General features: G+C 33.7%; 19 protein-coding genes. 14 read left to right on the top strand and 5 right to left on the bottom strand.

Features of this window, described 5'->3' with window-relative positions:
- Nucleotides 1–40 precede the first annotated feature (40 nt).
- Nucleotides 41–586, bottom strand: coding sequence for a peptide-methionine (S)-S-oxide reductase MsrA (gene msrA / locus ACNH59_RS11705; protein WP_418262722.1), 546 nt, complete (start codon nt 584–586; stop codon nt 41–43).
- Between the two features lie 179 nt (nt 587–765).
- On the opposite strand from msrA, the gene ACNH59_RS11700 reads away from it, so the two are divergent.
- From ACNH59_RS11700 to ACNH59_RS11665, 8 genes are all read left to right on the top strand, one after another.
- A complete protein-coding gene (locus tag ACNH59_RS11700) occupies nt 766–1,428 on the top strand; it encodes an ABC transporter ATP-binding protein (protein WP_418262721.1) in 663 nt (220 codons plus the stop codon).
- Nucleotides 1,429–1,474: 46 nt separating this feature from the next.
- Nucleotides 1,475–2,239: a TIGR02757 family protein gene (locus tag ACNH59_RS11695; protein WP_418262720.1), complete on the top strand. Its 765-nt coding sequence runs from the start codon at nt 1,475–1,477 to the stop codon at nt 2,237–2,239.
- Between the two features lie 270 nt (nt 2,240–2,509).
- Entirely contained in the window at nt 2,510–2,878 is a 369-nt protein-coding gene (locus tag ACNH59_RS11690; RefSeq protein WP_418262719.1) for a response regulator transcription factor, read from the top strand.
- 19 nt (nt 2,879–2,897) lie between these two features.
- Complete coding sequence (locus tag ACNH59_RS11685) at nt 2,898–4,004, top strand: HEAT repeat domain-containing protein (protein WP_418262718.1); 1,107 nt, start codon at nt 2,898–2,900, stop codon at nt 4,002–4,004.
- A gap of 2 nt (nt 4,005–4,006) precedes the next feature.
- Complete coding sequence (locus ACNH59_RS11680; RefSeq protein ID WP_418262717.1) at nt 4,007–4,402, top strand: glycosyltransferase; 396 nt, start codon at nt 4,007–4,009, stop codon at nt 4,400–4,402.
- A gap of 4 nt (nt 4,403–4,406) precedes the next feature.
- Complete coding sequence (locus ACNH59_RS11675; protein WP_418264893.1) at nt 4,407–5,438, top strand: glycosyltransferase family 2 protein; 1,032 nt, start codon at nt 4,407–4,409, stop codon at nt 5,436–5,438.
- Nucleotides 5,439–5,708: 270 nt separating this feature from the next.
- Nucleotides 5,709–8,132: a sulfatase-like hydrolase/transferase gene (locus tag ACNH59_RS11670; RefSeq protein ID WP_418262716.1), complete on the top strand. Its 2,424-nt coding sequence runs from the start codon at nt 5,709–5,711 to the stop codon at nt 8,130–8,132.
- A 2-nt stretch (nt 8,133–8,134) separates the two neighbouring features.
- Nucleotides 8,135–9,400 (top strand): YaiO family outer membrane beta-barrel protein, encoded by a 1,266-nt coding sequence (locus ACNH59_RS11665; protein WP_418262715.1) that lies wholly within the window; start codon nt 8,135–8,137, stop codon nt 9,398–9,400.
- Nucleotides 9,401–9,495: 95 nt separating this feature from the next.
- Here the strand turns inward: ACNH59_RS11665 and ACNH59_RS11660 are convergent, their stop codons facing one another.
- Entirely contained in the window at nt 9,496–10,014 is a 519-nt protein-coding gene (locus ACNH59_RS11660) for a hypothetical protein (RefSeq protein WP_418262714.1), read from the bottom strand.
- 278 nt (nt 10,015–10,292) lie between these two features.
- Between ACNH59_RS11660 and ACNH59_RS11655 the strand changes: the two genes are divergently transcribed.
- Nucleotides 10,293–11,636 (top strand): DEAD/DEAH box helicase, encoded by a 1,344-nt coding sequence (locus ACNH59_RS11655; RefSeq protein ID WP_418262713.1) that lies wholly within the window; start codon nt 10,293–10,295, stop codon nt 11,634–11,636.
- A 146-nt stretch (nt 11,637–11,782) separates the two neighbouring features.
- Here ACNH59_RS11655 and ACNH59_RS11650 read toward each other — a convergent pair whose 3' ends face one another.
- Nucleotides 11,783–12,892, bottom strand: a complete 1,110-nt coding sequence (locus tag ACNH59_RS11650) for a lactonase family protein (protein WP_418262712.1) — start codon at nt 12,890–12,892, stop codon at nt 11,783–11,785.
- 253 nt (nt 12,893–13,145) lie between these two features.
- On the opposite strand from ACNH59_RS11650, the gene ACNH59_RS11645 reads away from it, so the two are divergent.
- Genes ACNH59_RS11645 through ACNH59_RS11630 form a run of 4 tightly spaced genes read left to right on the top strand, consistent with a single transcriptional unit; the run spans nt 13,146 to nt 17,338 of the window.
- On the top strand, nt 13,146–15,074 hold the full coding sequence (locus ACNH59_RS11645; RefSeq protein ID WP_418262711.1) for a BatA domain-containing protein: 1,929 nt from the start codon (nt 13,146–13,148) through the stop codon (nt 15,072–15,074).
- 17 nt (nt 15,075–15,091) lie between these two features.
- A complete protein-coding gene (locus ACNH59_RS11640) occupies nt 15,092–16,348 on the top strand; it encodes a dihydroorotase (protein ID WP_418262710.1) in 1,257 nt (418 codons plus the stop codon).
- A gap of 4 nt (nt 16,349–16,352) precedes the next feature.
- Nucleotides 16,353–16,673: a DUF4870 domain-containing protein gene (locus ACNH59_RS11635; RefSeq protein ID WP_418262709.1), complete on the top strand. Its 321-nt coding sequence runs from the start codon at nt 16,353–16,355 to the stop codon at nt 16,671–16,673.
- A gap of 5 nt (nt 16,674–16,678) precedes the next feature.
- Entirely contained in the window at nt 16,679–17,338 is a 660-nt protein-coding gene (locus ACNH59_RS11630; RefSeq protein WP_418264892.1) for an alpha/beta hydrolase, read from the top strand.
- A gap of 99 nt (nt 17,339–17,437) precedes the next feature.
- On the opposite strand, the gene ACNH59_RS11625 is transcribed toward ACNH59_RS11630, so the two are convergent.
- Together ACNH59_RS11625 and ACNH59_RS11620 are read right to left on the bottom strand one after the other, a co-directional pair.
- Nucleotides 17,438–17,938: a hypothetical protein gene (locus ACNH59_RS11625; RefSeq protein ID WP_418262708.1), complete on the bottom strand. Its 501-nt coding sequence runs from the start codon at nt 17,936–17,938 to the stop codon at nt 17,438–17,440.
- A 12-nt stretch (nt 17,939–17,950) separates the two neighbouring features.
- Nucleotides 17,951–18,715 (bottom strand): MBL fold metallo-hydrolase, encoded by a 765-nt coding sequence (locus tag ACNH59_RS11620; RefSeq protein ID WP_418262707.1) that lies wholly within the window; start codon nt 18,713–18,715, stop codon nt 17,951–17,953.
- A 98-nt stretch (nt 18,716–18,813) separates the two neighbouring features.
- Here ACNH59_RS11620 and ACNH59_RS11615 point away from each other — a divergent pair, with 98 nt between their 5' ends.
- Entirely contained in the window at nt 18,814–20,274 is a 1,461-nt protein-coding gene (locus ACNH59_RS11615; RefSeq protein ID WP_418262706.1) for a TonB-dependent receptor, read from the top strand.
- Nucleotides 20,275–20,350 lie beyond the last annotated feature (76 nt).

Here is a 20,350-nt window from a genome sequence, read left to right as displayed (position 1 = left end):
ACTTTTAAATAAAATGCTTTAAACCCGATAAATCTTAACCTTACTTCAGTATACTTTGAAATACTTTCTTAAACTTTTCTAGTTTAGGAGTAATCACAAACGCACAATAGCCTTGCTCTTTATTCCCACTATAATAGTTGTGATGGTAATCCTCGGCCTCGTAAAATTTAGAAGCTTCTGATACTTTAGTCACTATAGGATTAGGAAAAACGCCTTCCTGAGTTAGAAATTCAATATATGCTTTAGCTATTTTTTTTTGCTGCTCATTTGTATAGAAAATCTCAGAACGATATTGAGTCCCTATATCATTCCCTTGACGGTTTAACGTTGTTGGATCGTGTGTTGCAAAAAAGACTTCCAAAAGCCTTTCATAACTAATCTCATCCGGATTAAAATTGATTCTAATTGCTTCAGCATGTCCTGTCTCACCAGTGCAAACCGCTGCATAAGTCGGATTATCTAATTCACCCCCTATATAACCTGGAGCAATAGACCCTACCCCTTTCAGTTCTTTAAAAAAAGCTTCGGTACACCAAAAGCAACCTCCTCCTAAAATTGCAACTTCTGTTGCTCTTGAATTATTCATATTTTTATCCTTTACTAATCATATATCAAATACCAGCCGTCAAAGCGAATTGATACTCTTTCAAATTTAAGCTATTCCCCAGTTTAAAAAACACGTATTTAACTAAATTTTATCCTTTGTAAGAGCAAAAGAATATGATTTTCTCTAAAATCTTTGTTTCTTTGCTGAAATTGATTCCGATGATTCAAGCAAAAAATCTGCATAAATATTACGATCAACTTCATGTACTTAAAGGAGTTGATTTACACATACAAAAAGGCGAAATCGTATCCATCGTTGGCGCTTCAGGAGCTGGAAAAACCACTTTGTTACAAATTTTAGGTACCCTAGACAAACCTGAAAAAGACAGCAATATGGAGCTTAAAATAAATGGCGACAATATTTTAGGTCTTAATGACAAAAAACTATCACAGTTTCGTAATTTAAATTTGGGATTTATTTTTCAGTTTCACCAATTACTTCCTGAATTTACCGCTTTAGAAAATGTTTGCATCCCCGCTTATATAGCGAACAAACCTAAAAAAGAAACTGAAGAAGAAGCCAAACGATTATTAGAATACCTTGGACTTTCGCACCGCATACACCACAAACCCAATGAACTTTCGGGTGGTGAACAACAACGAGTAGCGGTTGCCAGAGCTCTAATTAACAAACCTGCTATTATTTTTGCTGATGAACCATCAGGAAATTTAGATACCGTTTCAGCTGAAAACTTACATCAATTATTTTTTAAGTTAAGAGATGAATTTGGACAAACATTTGTCATCGTTACACATAATGAGGAACTGGCGAATATGGCGGACAGAAAATTGGTTATGGTTGACGGAATAATTAGTGAGTAATTACAACAATGTTTTTAAAAATAGCAAACATAACAGTAAAAACATCATGACTCCTACAGAACTCAAAGAATTCCTAGACGAAAAAGTCCTTCAATACAATACCCTTGATTTCATTGAGAGTGACCCTGTACAAATTCCGCACCTGTTCACTCAAAAAGAAGATATTGAAATAGCTGGTTTTTTGAGTGCTACTATTGCATGGGGGAACCGAACGATGATTATCAAAAACAGTCACCGAATGATGGATTTGATGGGAAACACTCCTTTTGATTTTATCATGTCACATACTGATAATGATTTAGAACGATTAGAATCCTTTGTACACAGAACGTTTAACAGTCAAGATTTTTCTTTTTTTATTCAAAGCCTTCGTAATATTTACGCCAACCATAACGGGCTAGAAGCTGTTTTTGCAAAGAACCAAGAGCCCCATTCGATGCAAAAAAGTATTTCTGATTTCAAAAATACCTTTTTTGAAATCCCCCATTTACATCGCACACAAAAACACATTTCAGACCCATTGAACGGTTCCGCCGCAAAACGAATCAATATGTATCTTCGTTGGATGTGTCGTCAAGACAATAAAGGAGTTGATCTAGGCATCTGGAAATCCATATCCATGGCAGCACTATCATGTCCATTAGATGTCCATTCAGGAAATGTCGCTCGAAAATTAGGATTACTAAGCCGTAAACAAAACGATGCTAAAGCATTACAAGAACTCGACTCCAAACTTCGTGAGTTAGATCCAAACGACCCCTCCAAGTATGATTTTGCTTTGTTTGGCTTAGGAGTTTTTGAAGGATTTTAATATAATTTCTTTAAACTTTTCTAATCATTCTTTTTTTTTAATAAAAACAACTCTAAAAGTTAAGGCTAAAACTATGTTTTAGATTTCACAAGACTCAATCGTAGTCTATTTTTTTAAATTCAATAACAATTCTGTAGTAATAATCTTTAAATATATGTATTTAGTGCATTTTAACGATGTTTTTTTACATTTAATCGATAAAGTTTAAGAAAATATTATATATTTGAAATGCCCAAATGACCCAAATTATAAACCATAACTTAACCTATAATGATTACATCTAAAAAAATAGTTTTAGCGGAAGACAACTCCATACTTTCATTATTGCTCAAATTCAAATTAGAGAAAGAAGGTTACAAGCTTTTAATTGCTGGAAATGGAAAAGAAGCCATTAGTCTCATTGAAGAACACAATCCTGATATGATTCTTACCGATATCATGATGCCATTTGTAAGCGGTTTAGAAGTAATTAGTCACGTAAGAAATAAACTTGCTTCGAGTACTCCTATTGTGGTTTTTTCAGCCGCAGGTCAGGAGGAAATGGTTCTGAATGCCTTTAATTTAGGTGCCACTGATTTCATGAGTAAACCTTTCAGTCCGAATGAATTAATCATTAGAACAAAAAGATTACTTCGTTAACCTTTAATCTAAGAGTTTTATGGTCAACTTAACTCAATATTTTATTGAATACCTCAAACATGCCCCAATCATTATTCAATTGACTTGGAGTTTGAGTGCTGCTTTCTTGCTTACAATCGCACTTTTGATCACTTATTTAAAGTATTTAAGAGCTCGATTGAGAAGTAAAGAACGTATTGAAGCTACTTATCAAAAAAAGTATGAATCCGATTTAATCGAATATTTATATGCTGGAAATGAGGAAGAGGATACTAGTATTGAGCAACAAAAAATAATCGACTATTTAAAAAAATGTGGTAAAAGTAGTTTAAAAAGAAAAATTATCATCAGTACTTTACTCAAATTACGAAATGAAATTTCAGGAGAAACAGCCGATGCTATTCAAAAACTCTACTATAAAACTGAATTTATTAGCCAAGCTACTGCTAAACTAAAAAGTAAAAAATGGGACGTAATTGCGAGAGCCATTAAAGAGTTAGCACAATTTGAAATAAAAGAAGTTCATGACGATATCATTGTACACATCAATCATCCTAAAAAAGAAGTTCGTAGAGAAATTCAATTTTATCTCGTTAAATTATTTTCATTCGAGGGATTAGGATTTTTGGACGTATTGGAAAATCAATTATCGGAATGGGACCAAATTCAATTACTAGAAATCCTTCAAAAAATAGACAATCATAAACTTCCTGACATTAGTGATTGGTTACAATCGTCTAATTATTCGGTAATATCCTTTGCTTTAAAATTAGCTAAAATTTACAATCAATTTGAAGCAAAAGAGGAACTACTAGAATTATTAAATCACCCCAGTGAAGCAATAAGAATCGAAGCTATCGAAATTGTTTCGCATTTAGGAATTTTTGAAGCAGTAACCCTATTGAAAGATAATATTGAGGATAGAAGTCTTGAAGAGCAAATCTCGTTCTTTAAAATAGAAGAAGCTTTCTTAATGACTCTTGAAGAATCATTCCTCATGCAGTACGTATATCATGAGAATTTTGAAATTAAAAATGCTGCGAAAAAAATCATCCGTTTAATTGATATCAATGCAGCCAATACAATAAATATTGATAGAATACAAAATGACAATTTAGAAGTTTCTAATCTAATAAAAGCCAGTTAGTCATGAGTCCAAATATTTCCGAAATCATCTTTGCTACGCTAGAGTTCATTTTTTATAGCTTTGCATTTCTAGCCATACTTTCGTATATTATTTTAGCTGTAATTTCAGTTGTGGAGACAGGAAATTATATGAAGAAAAACAGCTTTGTCAATTACAATAAAATTTTATCTTCATCAATTTCTCCATCAATTTCAATTATAGCGCCTGCTTATAATGAAACTTTAAATATTGTTGAAAATGTAAGGTCATTACTCTCCACCCATTATGTAAACTATGACGTAATCATTGTCAATGATGGAAGTAAAGATGATAGTCTCGAAAAATTGATTAAGGCTTATGATCTCGTTAAAGTTGACTACTTAATTAACCAGCAAATCCCAACAAAACCTTTGCGCTGAAGGGATTTTTAAGTCGACTAATCCAGCATTTGAAAAACTAATTGTAGTTGACAAAGAAAATGGAGGAAAAGCAGACGCATTAAATACAGGTCTTAATATCAGCACCAATAAATATGTTGCCTGTATAGATGTTGATTGTTTATTAATGGAAGATGCTTTACAAAAAATGATCAAACCATTTTTAGAATCCACTGATAGTAAAGTCATTGCTGCAGGTGGAGTCATCAGAATTGCAAATTCCTGCGTAATAAAAGATGGAAAACTACTTGATGTAAATTTACCTAAAAGCGCTATCGTTAGAGGTCAGATATTAGAATACTTGAGAGCCTTTTTATTAGGTAGAATGGCATGGAGTAAATTGAATGGTTTATTAGTTATTTCAGGAGCTTTTGGATTGTTTGACAAAAAAATAGCTATTGAAGTGGGGGGTTATGACACCAAAACGGTAGGAGAAGATATGGAAATCATCGTGAGAATGAGACGCTGTATGGAGGAACAAAAAGTAAAATACAAAGTAGCTTACATTCCTGATCCACTCTGTTGGACAGAGGCTCCTGACAGTTACAAAATATTCATTTCCCAAAGAAACAGATGGACACGTGGTACCATCGAAACATTGAAAAAGCATAAAAAAATAGGTTTTAACTCTGAATATAAAGCTTTAGGAACCATCAGTTATCCTTATTGGTTAATTTTTGAAAGAATAGCTCCTCTAATTGAGGTCGTTGGGTTGTTTTATTTCATCTACCTGATTGTTGAAAATAGTGTACAATGGGATTATGCTATTGCATTTATGGTTGTAGCTTATCTTTTTACGGTTTTCTTTTCTGTAGTGACCATCATTACTGAAGAACTTACCTACCATCAATACAAGAAAAAAGGGATTGGGTATCAATTAATAAAAACAGCTTTCTTAGAACCATTCGTTAACCATCCTTTTGTTTTATATTCCGCCATTAAAGGAAACTTTGATTATTATTTCAACAAAAAAATAAAATGGGGAGAAATGACCCGAAAAGGAATGACTAATAATTAAATAAATTTTGTGCACTCCGATTCCAAATAAGACCACTAAAACGCAGTTTCCCTTACCGATTAAGTTCGCTAAACTTCGTTATGTATTGACGTAAATTGCATTGAACTTTTTTTTAGAAAACCATCGTCAATTTATATTTAATTGATTCTTTTTGATTTTTCCCAAAACCTCATACACAACTAATGGTGAGCGAACAAAGTATAATTACTATATTGGGCATCGTTTAACTAACAGTTGGATTAATTAAAAACATCGAAAAATACTAAACACATGAAAACCAATGAACAAGTAAACGACAAGTCCTCGTTTTTCAGCTTATCATATTCTTTTCTACTTACATTTTGGATAATTACTTTGTTTGAAATTGTATCAAAAATTACTTCGGGTATTGAAATTTCAAATTTTTTTATAACACTTATATATAAATTATTCCATGATTTTGGAACGGTTACAATAATAACATTAGTTTGCTTTCCGATTTATTTAGTTGTTGCTTATTTCAGAAAATCATGGGCTTTGTTTCTTATCAAAATCATTTTTTCTTTACTTGTAATTGGTCAATTTGCATTAACAAAATACCATTTAACGACACTGGTCAATCTGGGAGCTGATTTTTTAGGCTATTCATTTGATGATATGTTTACTACAGTAACTGCATCTGAGTCACTGTCTATTTTGTATTTTATTCCTTTTGTCATTTTTCCAATTGCTTTTTTGAGCATCCACAAATATTTTGGTCAGCACAGTTCTTTCAAACCAGTCCAAATAGGTTTAGCGAGTTTGCTTGTTCTAACATTAGGTTTAAAATTAATTGTTACTGATTTTTCAGATACCGAAAACCAAAACAAACTGGCTTATTTTACTACTGAAATCATCCGATTCCAATCAGATAAAAACGCCTTTGATGTTGATAATTTAGTGTACAAAAAAGAATTTCCATTAGTACAACCTTTCGACGCCACTCCAGACGTTCTATCTCCGTTTTTTCAAATCAATGAAGAGAAACCTAATATCGTTATGATTATCGTAGAAGGCCTAGGGAATGAATTCATTGGAAAAAATCAATACAGAGGCTTTACACCTTTTCTAGATGCCTTGATTCCGAAATCATTGTACTGGGAGAATTTTGTTAGTAATGCAGGAAGGACATTTGGAGCGTTGCCATCTATTTTAGGCTCTTTACCCTATGGCGAAAAAGGTTTTTTAGAAATGAATCCTTTACCCTCCAATATTTCTTTGGTTAGTATTTTAAAAGCCAATGAATACACCACCTCATTTTACTGTGGGGACGAATCCAGTTTTGACCGAAAAATAAACTTTCTAGAATACAACGGCATAGACCATGTAATCGACATCGATAAATTTGGACCTAGTTACCAAAAAACACAAGCTAACGAAGGTGGTTTTACTTGGGGATACCCTGATGGTGAAATCTTCAAAAAAACGCTATCTGAATTGGACTCCAAAAAAGGACCTCGCTTAGACATCATTATGACCTTGACCAATCACGAACCTTTTGATTTTCCTGCAAAAAAAGAATATCTCAAAAAGGTAGATAGCATAATCAGTTCTAATAAAACACTTCAAATATCAAAATCAGAAGTAGAAACTTATAAAGATATCTTTGCTTGCTTGTTATACACTGATCATTCGATTAAAAAATTCATGAATGATTATGCTAAAAGACCTGATTATAAGAATACCATCTTTGTTATCACAGGAGACCACCGTTTGATTCCTATCGCTCAAAAAGACAAATTATGCCGTTTTCACGTGCCCTTATATATGTACAGTCCATTATTGAAAAAACCACAAACATTCAAATCGGTTTCTTCACATTGGGATATTACTCCTAGTTTGATTTCATTTTTAATGAACAATTACAAAATGAATAAAATGGAAAAAACTGCTTGGATGAGCACTGGATTAGATACGGTGAAGCAATTTCGCAACATACACAAAATTCCAATTATGCAAAATAAAGGAAGCATTAACGAATTGATTTACAAAGACTTTTTATACTCTGACGGTAGTCTATTCAAGATTGACGAGGATTTTGAAATCACTAAAATTAATGACAGTGAAACGCTGCAAATGATGAAAGACAGTCTTAAGGAAGCCAAAAGACTTAATGCTTATTTGACCAAAAAAAATAAAATCATCCCCAATTCACTAAATATTTACACAAAACCAGCTTTCCAGTTTTCCAAAGAAGATTTGGCTGTAATTAAAAAATTGACAAAGGGATTAACTTATGATGAAACCTTCTTTCTAGCGCGAGATTTTGCCTTTAATAAAGAAAGAGACAAAGCGCGATTATTATGTAATTACATCTTGAATGAATTTCCAAATTATGCTGATGTTAGAACATTAAAAGGGCGTACGCTTGCATGGGATAAACAATACACAAAAGCAGAAACTGAACTCCTTGAAGTGGTTAAAAGAACTCCTTTTTATAGTGACAGTTATATCGCTTTAATGGATTTATATTGGTGGTCTAATCAAGATACCAAAGGGATTACTATTGCAAAAAAAGGTTTAAAAAACAAAGTAGACAATCCTGAACTAGGAATTAAGCTGGCACAAGCTTATAAGCGTGTAAACAATCTCGCTATGGCTAACACCGTTATTGACAGTGTTATGAAAAAAAACCCAGCTAACAAAGAGTTAATCAAAATCAAAAAAACGTTATAAAAATGATTTTAAAAAAGTCAACTATATTTTCTGTCCTTTTTGCTTTGACAGTAGTTTTTCAAATCCAAGGTCAAGAAAAACTTTATAATGGAAACCCCGATACTTCTTTTGAGACGGCTCGAAAATTGGCCTTCAACGATCAACGCAAGCAAGCTCAGGATACCCTTGTTCATATCCTGACTAAATATCCTAATTATAGTGATATTCGCACTTTTCTAGCAACCACCTATTCTTGGGATGGTGATTATAAAAAAGCCCGAAAAGAGTTTGCTTATGTGATTAAGAATGACCTCAAAAACAAAGAAAATTGGATTGCAGCCATCAAAAACGAATCCTGGAGCAATGCTTATTACGAAGCTATAACAATGGCTGACAATGCCTTGAAAGTGTTTCCTGATGATGCCGAAATATTATTATTGAAAGCCAGTGCACTTGAAAACATAAAGAAACCCTTGGAAGCCTCTACAATTGTTGAAGCTGTATTAGCCAAAAATCCTGAAGACTCTAAAGCGTTAGCATTCAAAGCTAGTTTAGACCAAAGTTTACGTAAAAATGCGATAGGATTGCGTTCTGTGGTTGATGTATACTCCGAAGTATTCGACCCAATGCAATTACATACTCTCAATTATAGCCGATTGACCCCATACGGAAGTATCATAACAAAGTTGAATTTCAACCGAAGATTTAATGAGAACGGAGTCCAATTTGAAGTCGATATGTACCCTAAAATTGCCAAAGGATTGTATGCTTATGTAAATTTTGGAGTAGCAGACTCTTTCCTGTTTCCTGACATTCGTTACGGAGCCGAATTACACCAATCCTTACCCTATAGTTTAGAAGTTTCAGCAGGTTTTAGAGCCTTACAATACGACAATACCACATTGATATATACAGGATCATTGGGTTGGTACACAGGCAATAGTTATTGGTCTTTGCGTCCGTATCTAACTCCTGGTGACGGAGGATTAAGTACTTCAGGTTTATTAAACTATCGTCGTTACCGTGCCAATGCCGACAATTATTGGTCTACCTCTTTCAGTATGGGATTCTCTCCTGAAATTTACCAATTCAAAGTGGAAAATAATGAAAACACCATTATTAACCTGCAGTCACAACGTTTTAATTTGAGTTACTTTTTCACCACTCACAATAACAAAAATGCTTGGGGAGCGCAGTTTGATCTTACCCATCAAGAAATTAGTTTTGATCCAGGAAGCTACTTCTGGATTTACTCTTTTACTCTTTCTTGGGATATGAGGTTTAAGTAATAACATACATGTTTTACAAATATCTCTAGCCTTGTGGAATCATTTTAACATGAAAGAAAAGCCAATTTTAAGTTTTTTATTGGAAAGACACCTCTTTAGAAATTTACACCTGCACTTACTCCAAAAGGAATAAATAAAATATCTACAGTTTCTATACCTGAAAATGGAATTTGTCCAAATATTCTAAAATTAACTTTATTTGATTTAAGAGGTTGTAACCTATATCCGACTATAGGATATAGCAAATAATTCTGACTTGTGTTTCCATTAATAATCGTTCCTCCTAATCCAAATTCAAAGAAATTTCGACCTTTCCCCCAGTTTCCAGTTATATGATGTGGTATCGTTAAATATTGTTCAGTGGATGAAGAACAGCTACCAAATATACAAAGTTCATATTCTTCATTGTATCCAAGTCCCAATTTTCCTGACAAAATAAAACTGGAATTAACAAAAAATAATTTCTCGTAATTAGCTGAAATTATTGAAGCATCGCCCAAGAGGTTTATAAAAATACTATTTAAGGGTCTTTTGGGGGTGGAATCTATATGATTCTGAGGGAATCCAATTATTGCGAACATTGCGATGACTAAGGTTAATACAATCTTTTTCATAATATTGATTTTAAAGACATCTTTGAATTCGTCATTTCAACTATATACAAAGATACTAACAATCTAATGGAAAAGAATTTAAGATAGGTATAAACAAAATAATCATATTTAACAATTTAGTAGCTTTAAATTATCACAATACTCCAACTTCCTAAATAAGCAATTACAATGACTTCTGTCTTTTAAAAAACCATTTTATTCATGATCTAAACCTTTAAAATCACCTCAGGTCAGCATACTAGTTATTTTAGTGTATCTTTGCACAAAATTTACGTTTTATGAGCACTTTTGAGCAATTTAATCTTCCTAAATCAGTACAAAAAGCAATTGATGATTTGGGATTTGAAACCCCTACACCTATTCAAGAAAAATCATTCTCCGTTATCATGTCGGGGCGTGATATGATGGGAATTGCACAAACAGGAACAGGTAAGACTTTTGCTTATTTGTTACCCTTATTAAAACTATATAAATTCACACCTGGACATACTCCAAAAATCGTTATCCTTGTTCCTACCCGTGAACTTGTCGTTCAAGTGGTTGAGGAAGTTGAAAAACTAACCAAATACATGTCGGTTAGAACTATCGGGATTTTTGGTGGGGTGAATATCAACACTCAAAAAACTACTGTTTATACAGGTTGTGACATCTTGGTTGGAACCCCAGGTAGAATAATGGATTTAACATTAGACAATGTGATCCGTTTTGAAGAAATGCAAAAACTAGTCATTGACGAGTTTGACGAAATGCTGAATTTAGGATTCCGTACTCAACTTACCGCTATTTTAGCAATGATGCCTAAAAAACGTCAAAACATTTTGTTCTCGGCTACCATGACCGATGAAGTCGATGCTGTTTTGAACGATTACTTTGATTATCCTGAAGAAGTTACCCTTTCTGCCTCTGGGACACCGCTTGAAAACATTACTCAAATCACCTATAACGTTCCCAATTTCAACACCAAAATTAACTTACTGAAACATTTACTAGCTACAAACGATGATATGAGTCGTGTATTGGTTTTTGTGAACAATAAGAAAATTTCGGATATGGTTCTTGATCGTATCGAAGAAGATTTTGAAGGACAATTTGGAGTAATCCACTCTAATAAATCTCAAAATTATCGTTTGACTACTATGGCTGAATTCCAAGAAGGAAACCTTCGTGGTTTGATTACCACCGATATCATGGCGAGAGGTTTAGACATCTCCAACATCACTCACGTCATCAACTTTGAAATGCCTGAATTTGGAGAACTGTATATGCACCGTATTGGTCGTACTGGTCGTGCCGATAAAACTGGAACCGCAATTAGTTTCATCACACCTAGAGAAGAAGAAGCTAAAGTCGAAGTAGAAGTTTTGATGAATATGGAACTCGATATCGAAGAATTCCCTGAAGAAGTGGAAGTTTCCTTAAAACTAATCGAACCAGAGAAAGAACGTCAAGTTATCAAGTATGCCAAAAAGAAAAAACCAGATGGTGACGGTGCTTTTCATGAAAAAGCCAAGAAAAACACCAAGGTCAACTTAGGTGGACCTTCTAAAACCAAAAAGAAAACACACGGTTCGGTTAACAGAAATATGCTAAAAACGAGAGCTGCAAAGAAAAAGAAAAAATAGTTTTTTTATATTGCTAAGACAATCCGTTACTAAGTTTTTAAAACTTTAAAACCATTAAGAAATTCAGATGCATTAGCTCTAAATTTCTTAATGGTTTTATTTTTAAATTGGTTTTTAAAATTTGACTTTTACCCTTTGAAATTTGACTATTGCTTAGTAAAAACCAAACAAACGGGAGCGCACAAATCAATTTTTTTGCCTGTGTCTGTCAATTTTCCAGTAGTTTTATCTCTTTTAAAAATCACAACCGAATTAGAATATTGATGTGCTATCAACAAATAATTTCCCGATGGATCAATCGCAAAATTACGAGGTCCGTCACCCATGGTTGAAACTCTTTCTACAAATTCCAATTTTCCGTTTTTCAATACTTTAAAACAACTAATATCGTTGGCATCAGCTCTATTGGTAGCATAAATAAAATTCTCATCAGGTGACAAATGAATGTCAGCAGCTGTAAATTTCCCTTTGAAATCAGGAGCTAATACTGTTTGTACTTCAATCAGTTTCAATTTTCCTTTTTTAAAGTTATAGACTGACAAACCACCATCTAATTCTTGTAATAAATATATTTTTTTTCCGTTTTTGCTAAATGTAAAATGCCTTGGACCACTACCTGCTTTAATGTCATTAGCAACCATTAATTCTAGAGGTTTCTCAGCCTGATTGTTTACGGCATACGAATAGACCTTGTCACTTCCCAAATCTGTTCCCAATAAGAATTTATTGTCTGGAGAAAATTGAACCATGTGCAAATGTGCTTTTTCTTGACGTTTTGTATTGGGACCTTTCCCACTATGTTGTTCCAATTGTTTTAAGGCAGTTAAACTTCCATCTGATTTTTTTCCAAAAACACTAATACTACCTCCTGTATAATTGGCCGTAATAACATTTTCACTATCATTAGTAATATAACATGGATTTTCACTGGTCGTTTTTTGTTGGTTTATCAACTTCAGACTACCTGATTTGGAATCGTATCCAAAGGCTGAAACACCACTATTAGCACCGTCAGAATTTACCGTATACACAAATTTATTGTCTTTTGAAACCGTCAAAAACCCGGGATTGGCTACTTTTTCAGATTCAAATCTAAACTCAAAATCACCAGTTACCGAATCGAATTGATAGACATAAACCCCTTTGCTTTCACAATTTGTATTAAAACTTCCAATGATTAAATTATGAGTATTGGATTGTGCTTGAATTAACACAGAGCACAAGAAAAGCAGAACAACAGAAAAAGAAGACTTCATTATATACTATTTTTAGAAAAGCTAAAATACAGAATATATAATTAAAAATGTACTTAAAAAAGACCTGAATCCAGTTCGATAATTCGTAATTGCATAAATCAAGAATTGCAATAGTTTAATTTAATTACTTCAAAAATCAGTAATTATTTGTGAAAAATCGTGGTAAAAAAAATAGTAACCTATTCAAAACTCTTTTCAAATTTGTATTTTTGGGAAATCATTTTTCATTCCTCAATAAGTAACGCAACGGTAAATGCATTTTAAACATCCCGAATTACTATACTTCCTGTTTTTATTAATCGTTCCTATTTTGGTTCATTTATTTCAATTAAGACGTTTTAAGAAAGAATATTTCACTAATGTTCGGTTTTTAAAAGCATTAGCAATTCAAACGCGTAAAAGTTCAATCCTAAAAAAATGGTTGCTCCTTGCCTGCCGTTTACTCCTTTTGACTTTTATTGTTTTGGCTTTTGCCCAACCTTTTTTTGAAGCCAATGACAGCAAAAATAGTTCAAACGAACTCTATATAATACTTGATAATTCCTTAAGCATGCAAGCCAAAGGTCAAAAAGGCGAATTGTTTAAACGTGCTGTGCAAGAACTGCTTGAAAATCTCCCAGAAAACACTACTTTTTCTTTATTGACCAACACCACAACATTTTGGAATACAACCAAAAAAGAAATTCAGTCTGACTTACAAAATCTCGATTACAGCGGAATTCCATTTCAAATAGAAGCCCTTTTGACACAGGTCCAAGCCCATAAATCAGCTTTCAAAAAAGACATCATTATCATTACTGATGCTATTGGTTTAGAAAAAAAGCAATTGCAAAGCATTCAAAAAGAAGACAATGCTTATTTCATTATTCCAAAAGCAGAACAAAAAAACAACATCTCCATTGATAGTGTGTACATTCAAGAAACCTTGGAGAATTTTTATGAGTTGCAAGTCACTGTATCTAGTCATGGTGACGTCAATCAAAACAGTTCCATTGCAATCTACAATGGGAAGAATTTAATCGCTAAAACAGTCGTTACTCTCGATAAAAATAAAAAAATCATTCCATTTACCATTCCGAAACAAGAATTTCATGGAAAAGTTTCCATCGAAGACAACGGGTTGACATTTGACAATGATTATTATTTTAGTATTCTAAAACCTAAAAAGACAAGCGTTCTAAGCATTGGAGAGGCCGAAAAAAGCAATTTCTTGAGTCGGATTTATACTAGTGATGAATTTGATTTTGTAAGCAGTACTCCCAATTCCTTGAACTATAATACAATTGAAAATCAAGAGGCAATTGTATTAAACGAACTGGAAACTGTTCCAACTGCCCTGCAAACCACTTTGAAATCTTTTGTTCAAAAAGGCGGAAATCTTATTGTTATTCCTTCGCAAAAATCGGATATTCCCAACTTAAATAACTTTTTGCTTTCCATTGGAAAAATCCAAATCTCAGGAATGGAAAAGCATGAAAAGCAAATTACTAAAATCAATTTTGCACATCCTATTTTTAACTCCGTTTTTGAAAATAAAGTAAGTAATTTTCAATACCCGAAAACCAAAACTAATTTTAAAATTACAGGAACTAGTGCTGCGGCATTGTATTACGAAGACGGTAGTAGCTTTTTAACTTCGATTGTCAATCCTACAAGTTCTGTGTCCTTCTTTGCAGCAGCTTTGAACACGACCAATACCAATTTCCAACAATCTCCCTTGATTGTTCCTACTTTTTACAAGTTGGCAACTTTACACCAAAATTCTGGCATCAATGCGCGAATTATTGGCGACAGCCAAGCTTATTTAGTGGCAACCACTATGGCCAAAGATGCCGTATTGAGCGTAAAAAATAAAGAAGAAGAATTTATTCCAATTCAACAAGCCGTTAATGATAAAGTAAAACTGAGCTTCTATGATTTTCCGCATAAAGCTGGAAACTTTGAAATATACAATCAAAAACTGGCCGTTGAAAACATCAGCTTTAATTACAACCGAACTGAAAGCCAACAAAGTACTCCTAACACAGCCAATATTTCCGACTATAAAACTATTGAATCTATTACAGCCGTGATTAATCAATTACAAACCGACCGTACAGACAGTCAAATTTGGAAATGGTTTGTTATCTTTGCACTGCTTTTTCTACTGGCTGAAATGGCGATTATTCGATTTTTGAAATAAAAAAACAGCACTTACTTATGCAATTAATCATCCGAAACGCAAAAATTATCGACCCACAAAGTAGTTTTGATACTCAAAATGTAGATATTTTAATTGAAGATGGCATCATTACTAAAATAGGAAATTCACTTCCAAACCCTAAAAAAATAGAAGAAGTAAAACTCGAAAATCTTCATGTATCTCAGGGTTGGTTTGATTCAAGTGTTTCTCTTGGAGAGCCAGGTTTTGAAGACAGGGAAACCATTGCAAACGGACTTAAAGTAGCAGGAAAAAGTGGGTTTACAGGCATCGCTTTGCAACCCAATTCGTTTCCAGTCATCGACAATCAATCGCAAATTCTTTTTGTGAAAAACAAAGCTAACGGAAGTGCAACGCAACTCTACCCTATTGGTGCTTTGACCAAAGGTAGCGAAGGTAAAGACCTAGCCGAATTATTCGACATGAAAAATGCTGGAGCAGTTGCTTTTGGGGACTACAACAAGAGTCAGGACAATGCTAATATGCTGAAAATTGCCTTGCAATACGTACAAGATTTTGATGGATTGGTAATAGCTTTTCCTCAAGACGAAAAAATTAAAGGAAACGGTGTGGTGAATGAAGGGGAAGTTTCGACTCGTTTGGGACTCAAAGGGATTCCAAACCTAGCCGAAGAATTACAAATCTCTCGTAATTTATTTTTACTAGAATACACGGGAGGAAAAATGCACATTCCAACAGTTTCAACAGCTAAATCAGTACAAATGATACGTGAAGCCAAAGCCAAAGGATTGCAAGTGACTGCAAGTGCTACGGTACACCATCTCGTTTTTACCGATGAGAAATTAGAAGAATTTGACAGCCGTTTCAAAGTCAGTCCACCCTTACGCACCGACATTGACCGCAAAGCATTGATAGAGGGTGTAATCGACGGAACTATAGATATGATTACAACAGATCATAATCCTATTGATATCGAACATAAAAAAATGGAATTCGACATGGCCAAAAACGGAACCGTGGGACTCGAAAGCGCTTTTGGTGCATTGCTTACGGTTTTACCTTTAGAACTGGTGATCAAAAAATTAACCGCTGGAAAGGCCACTTTTGCAATTGCCCCAAACCCTATTGAAGTTGGCGCGAATGCTAATATAAGCTTCTTTAATCCAGAAGGAAAAAGCACGTTTACAACAGCATCCATTTTATCCAAATCTAAAAACTCTGCCTTTTTAGGAATGAAAATGAAAGGCAAAGCATACGGGATTTACAATCAAGGACAATTAATTTTAGCAGACTAACATCATGAATAACGATACAAAAGGAAAAAACATTGCAATCATAAGCTATTTCACCATTATAGGTGCTGTGATTGCCCTTTTTATGAATAGCGAAAAAAAGAGTTCTTTTGCTGCTTTTCATATCCGTCAAGCTTTGGGCATCTTTTTGTCTTTTTTTCTAATAGGCTATTTTATTGGATATTTTGACAGTTGGACCATTTCCTCAGCTTTTTATTTGTTCTATTTTATTCTTTGGATTTACGGATTTATTGGAGCTTTACAAGGCGAAACAAAACTTATTCCTATCCTTGGAGCACAGTTCCAAAAAATATTCAAAAACGTATAATGACAATGATTTTATCCCTAGAATACCTCATCAGAGAACCGAAAACGAAACTTGATAAAAACCCGTTAATCTTATTATTACATGGTTACGGCAGTAACGAAGCTGATTTATTTTCGTTTGCTTCCGAGCTTCCTGACGAATATTACATCATCTCAGCACGTGCACCATATGACCTACAATACGGAAGCTATGCTTGGTATGCCATCAACTTTGATGCAGATCAAAATAAATTTTCAGACCACGACCAAGCTCGTGAGTCTCGCGATTTGATTGCAAAATTTATTGATGAACTGATTGCTAACTATCCTATTGATGCCAGTAATGTAAGTCTGCTCGGTTTTAGCCAAGGAGCGATATTGAGTTATGCCATTGCGCTTTCACATCCTGAAAAAATCAAAAACGTAATTGCATTAAGTGGCTACGCTAACGATGACATCATGGAAACCAATTACCAAAACAATGATTTTAGCAACCTGCGTATTTTCCATTCTCATGGTACGGTTGACCAAGTTATCCCAGTAGAATGGGCTAGAAAAACATGTCCGTTCTTGAAGAATTTAAATATCGATGCCACTTATAAAGAATACCCAGTAGGTCACGGTGTGGCTCCTCAAAATTTCTATGACTTTAGAAATTGGTTGATAAACGATAAAATTGTATCCTAAGCCAATTTACATAATCAAATAAAGGAGTTTTACTTTTAGAAAAATGTAAAACTCCTTTATTTAATACTTTTTGTCCCTAAAACAGGAATATATCCCAGTCTATTTTTGGTATAACAACGATTGCATCACTTCAAAAGAAATAGACATGTCGTCGTTGACAAAATATTTCAGCAATGCTTCTCCCCAAATTTCTCCATCACTATAATCTACGATAATCCATCGGTGATTGAGAATTTTTACTTTGTTAATTACAAACTTATTAGCTCCTATTTGATCTTGACCTGTGTATGGGTTTCCTTTGGGATTGGAATTCAAATCAAGCAACTTTTCCGTAACGTGCGGTATTAGTTTCTCGTATTGGATTGTTTTATCAGGGTTAATATTTTCGAAATAATTTTGAGCATTTTCATTTTTTTCAAGTGAAAAATAGTTGGCATCCCTTAATTGTGTAGATACTGAAACTAGACTGTCTTTTAATTTCTTAGAAACCCTTTCATACCTCGTTTTTTCAAATTCAACTTCTTTACTATAAAAAGAGTATGTAAAAATGTTGATTAAAATCAATAATATAAAAGAATAAAGGAAAAATGATCTTCTCATCGTATAGGGTATTTATAAGGTAATTTCTAAATTATCGTAAGCCAAAAAAACATTTTCAGGTAATTTCTTCTGCACTTCTTCATGAAACCCCATCACATGACTGATATGGGTCAAATAAGCTTTTTCAGGATTAACCAAAGCTATAAAATCAAGCGCTTCCTGCAAAGTAAAATGAGAGAAATGAGGTTCCTCTCTCAAGGCATTGACTACCAAAACTTTCAAATTTTGTAGTTTTTCAATCTCAATCTCTTCGATGGTTTTCACATCGGTTAAATAAGCAAAATCGTCAATTCGATACCCAAAAACTTGTAAATTTCCATGCATTACATCTATAGGAATGATGGTTTTATTCCCTAAAACAAAAGGATAATTGTTAGTAACCTCAAAGGTTTTTACAGAAGGAGCGCCAGGATACTTGTTTTCAGTTTGAAATACATAATCAAAACGCATTTTAATATTTTCAATTACCCGTGGATGGCCATAAAAAGGCATTTCCCCTTGCTTAAAATTAAAAGGTCTAATATCATCAATACCAGCTGTATGATCAGCATGCTCGTGTGTAAAAAGAATTCCATCTACTTTCTTGCAATTGGCTTTTAACATTTGTTGTCTAAAGTCAGGTCCACAATCAATAACATAGGAGTGTTCCTCCCACTGAATCCAAATCGATACTCTTAGTCTCTTATCTTTTTCATCGCTACTATAACATACAGGATGATCGCTACCTATAATTGGAATTCCTTGAGAGGTCCCCGTACCTAAAAAATATACTTTCAAATCTCTTTATTTTTTTTACAAAAATAATATTAAATATCTTTCATTAGTTATCAATTTCATTAACTTTGTGACATATTAGCCAATTTTACACAAAAAAAATGGGTACTGAGATAAAATTAAAGGGTGACAAAGTCATCGAACAAATACCTTCTATAAAGGACAAGGCACTTCGCATTAATTTAAATGAAAATATTTACGGAACTTTTGCCGAAATCGGAGCTGGTCAAGAAACTGTAAGGCACTTTTTTAGAGCTGGAGGTTCTTCGGGAACAATTGCAAAAGCTATGTCTGCTTATGACAAAGACTTTAGTGATGCCGTTTATGGCGAAGAAACAGACGGTCGCTATGTTACCGAAAGCCGACTCAAAAAAATGCTCTCACACGAGGTAAGTTTAATTGAAAAAAGGCTGAATCGTGAAAAACATCCAAATAAGATGTTTTTTAGTTATGCCAATACAGTAGCAACGATAGACTTTGCAAAGCAATTCAAAGGGCACGGATGGGTAGGAATTAGCTACCAAATTGAACCTGACGAAGGGTATAATGAAATCATCCTTCATATCCGTTTTAAAGAAACCGATGTTCGATTGCAACAAGAAACTCTAGGGATTCTTGGTGTAAACCTAATTTATGGAGCGTATTATAAATACAATGATCCTAAAAAATTATTGCGTTATCTTTATGATCACCTAGATAAAGACCAACTCGAAATTGACACTATCAACTTCTCTGGACCTCGATTTGCAGATGTAGACAACCGTTTGATGAGTTTACAACTCGTTAAAAACGGAATGACTGATGCCGTAATGTTTAATCCTAACGGGAAAAACATTCTTCCAGCTGCTATTTTATACAAGAAAAACATTCTGGCTCTAAGAGGGAGTTTCCGTCCGGTGACTAAGGTAAACATGGACATGTACCAGAAATCGTTGGATATGTTTGTCAAAGAAAACAAAGTTGACGAGAAGAACACTCTTGTAATTTTTGAAATCACACTTTCTAATTTACGTTCAGATGGAGAAATTGACGAACGTGACTTTATGGATCGTGCCGAATTACTTTGCTCATTAGGACAAACCGTAATGATTTCTAATTTCCAAGAATATTATAAAGTTGTAGAATACTTTTCTAACTATACCAAAGCCCGTATGGGACTTGCAATGGGTGTCAACAACCTTATCGATATTTTTGATGAAAAATACTATCGCCATTTGAGCGGTGGAATCCTTGAAGCATTTGGTAAATTGTTCTTCCGTGATATGAAAGTATTTTTATATCCTATGTTGGACGAAAAAGGAGAAATAAGCACCTCACAAAACTTAAAAGTACATCCTAGAATGAAGGAGTTATATAAATTCTTTAAATTCAACGGAAAAGTAATTGATATCGAGGATTTTGATCCAGATAACTTAGAAGTTTTTTCTCGTGAAGTTCTAAAAATGATTCAAAACGGCAAACCAGGATGGGAACGCATGTTGCCGGTAGGTATTGCAGAACTCATTAAAAAAGACCATTTGTTTGGCTACGAACCAAGCAAGTTTATGGAACAAAATCTGTAAATTATTAATATTACCGTAAAAGCAAGAATAGTAACTGTTCTTGCTTTTTCATATAATATCATTACTGGATACCATA

The organism is Flavobacterium faecale (assembly GCF_048320115.1).
Lineage (GTDB): Bacteria > Bacteroidota > Bacteroidia > Flavobacteriales > Flavobacteriaceae > Flavobacterium > Flavobacterium faecale_A.
The sequence above is the reverse complement of the archived record's forward strand: the minus strand, read 5'-3'. Positions and strand labels throughout refer to the sequence as shown.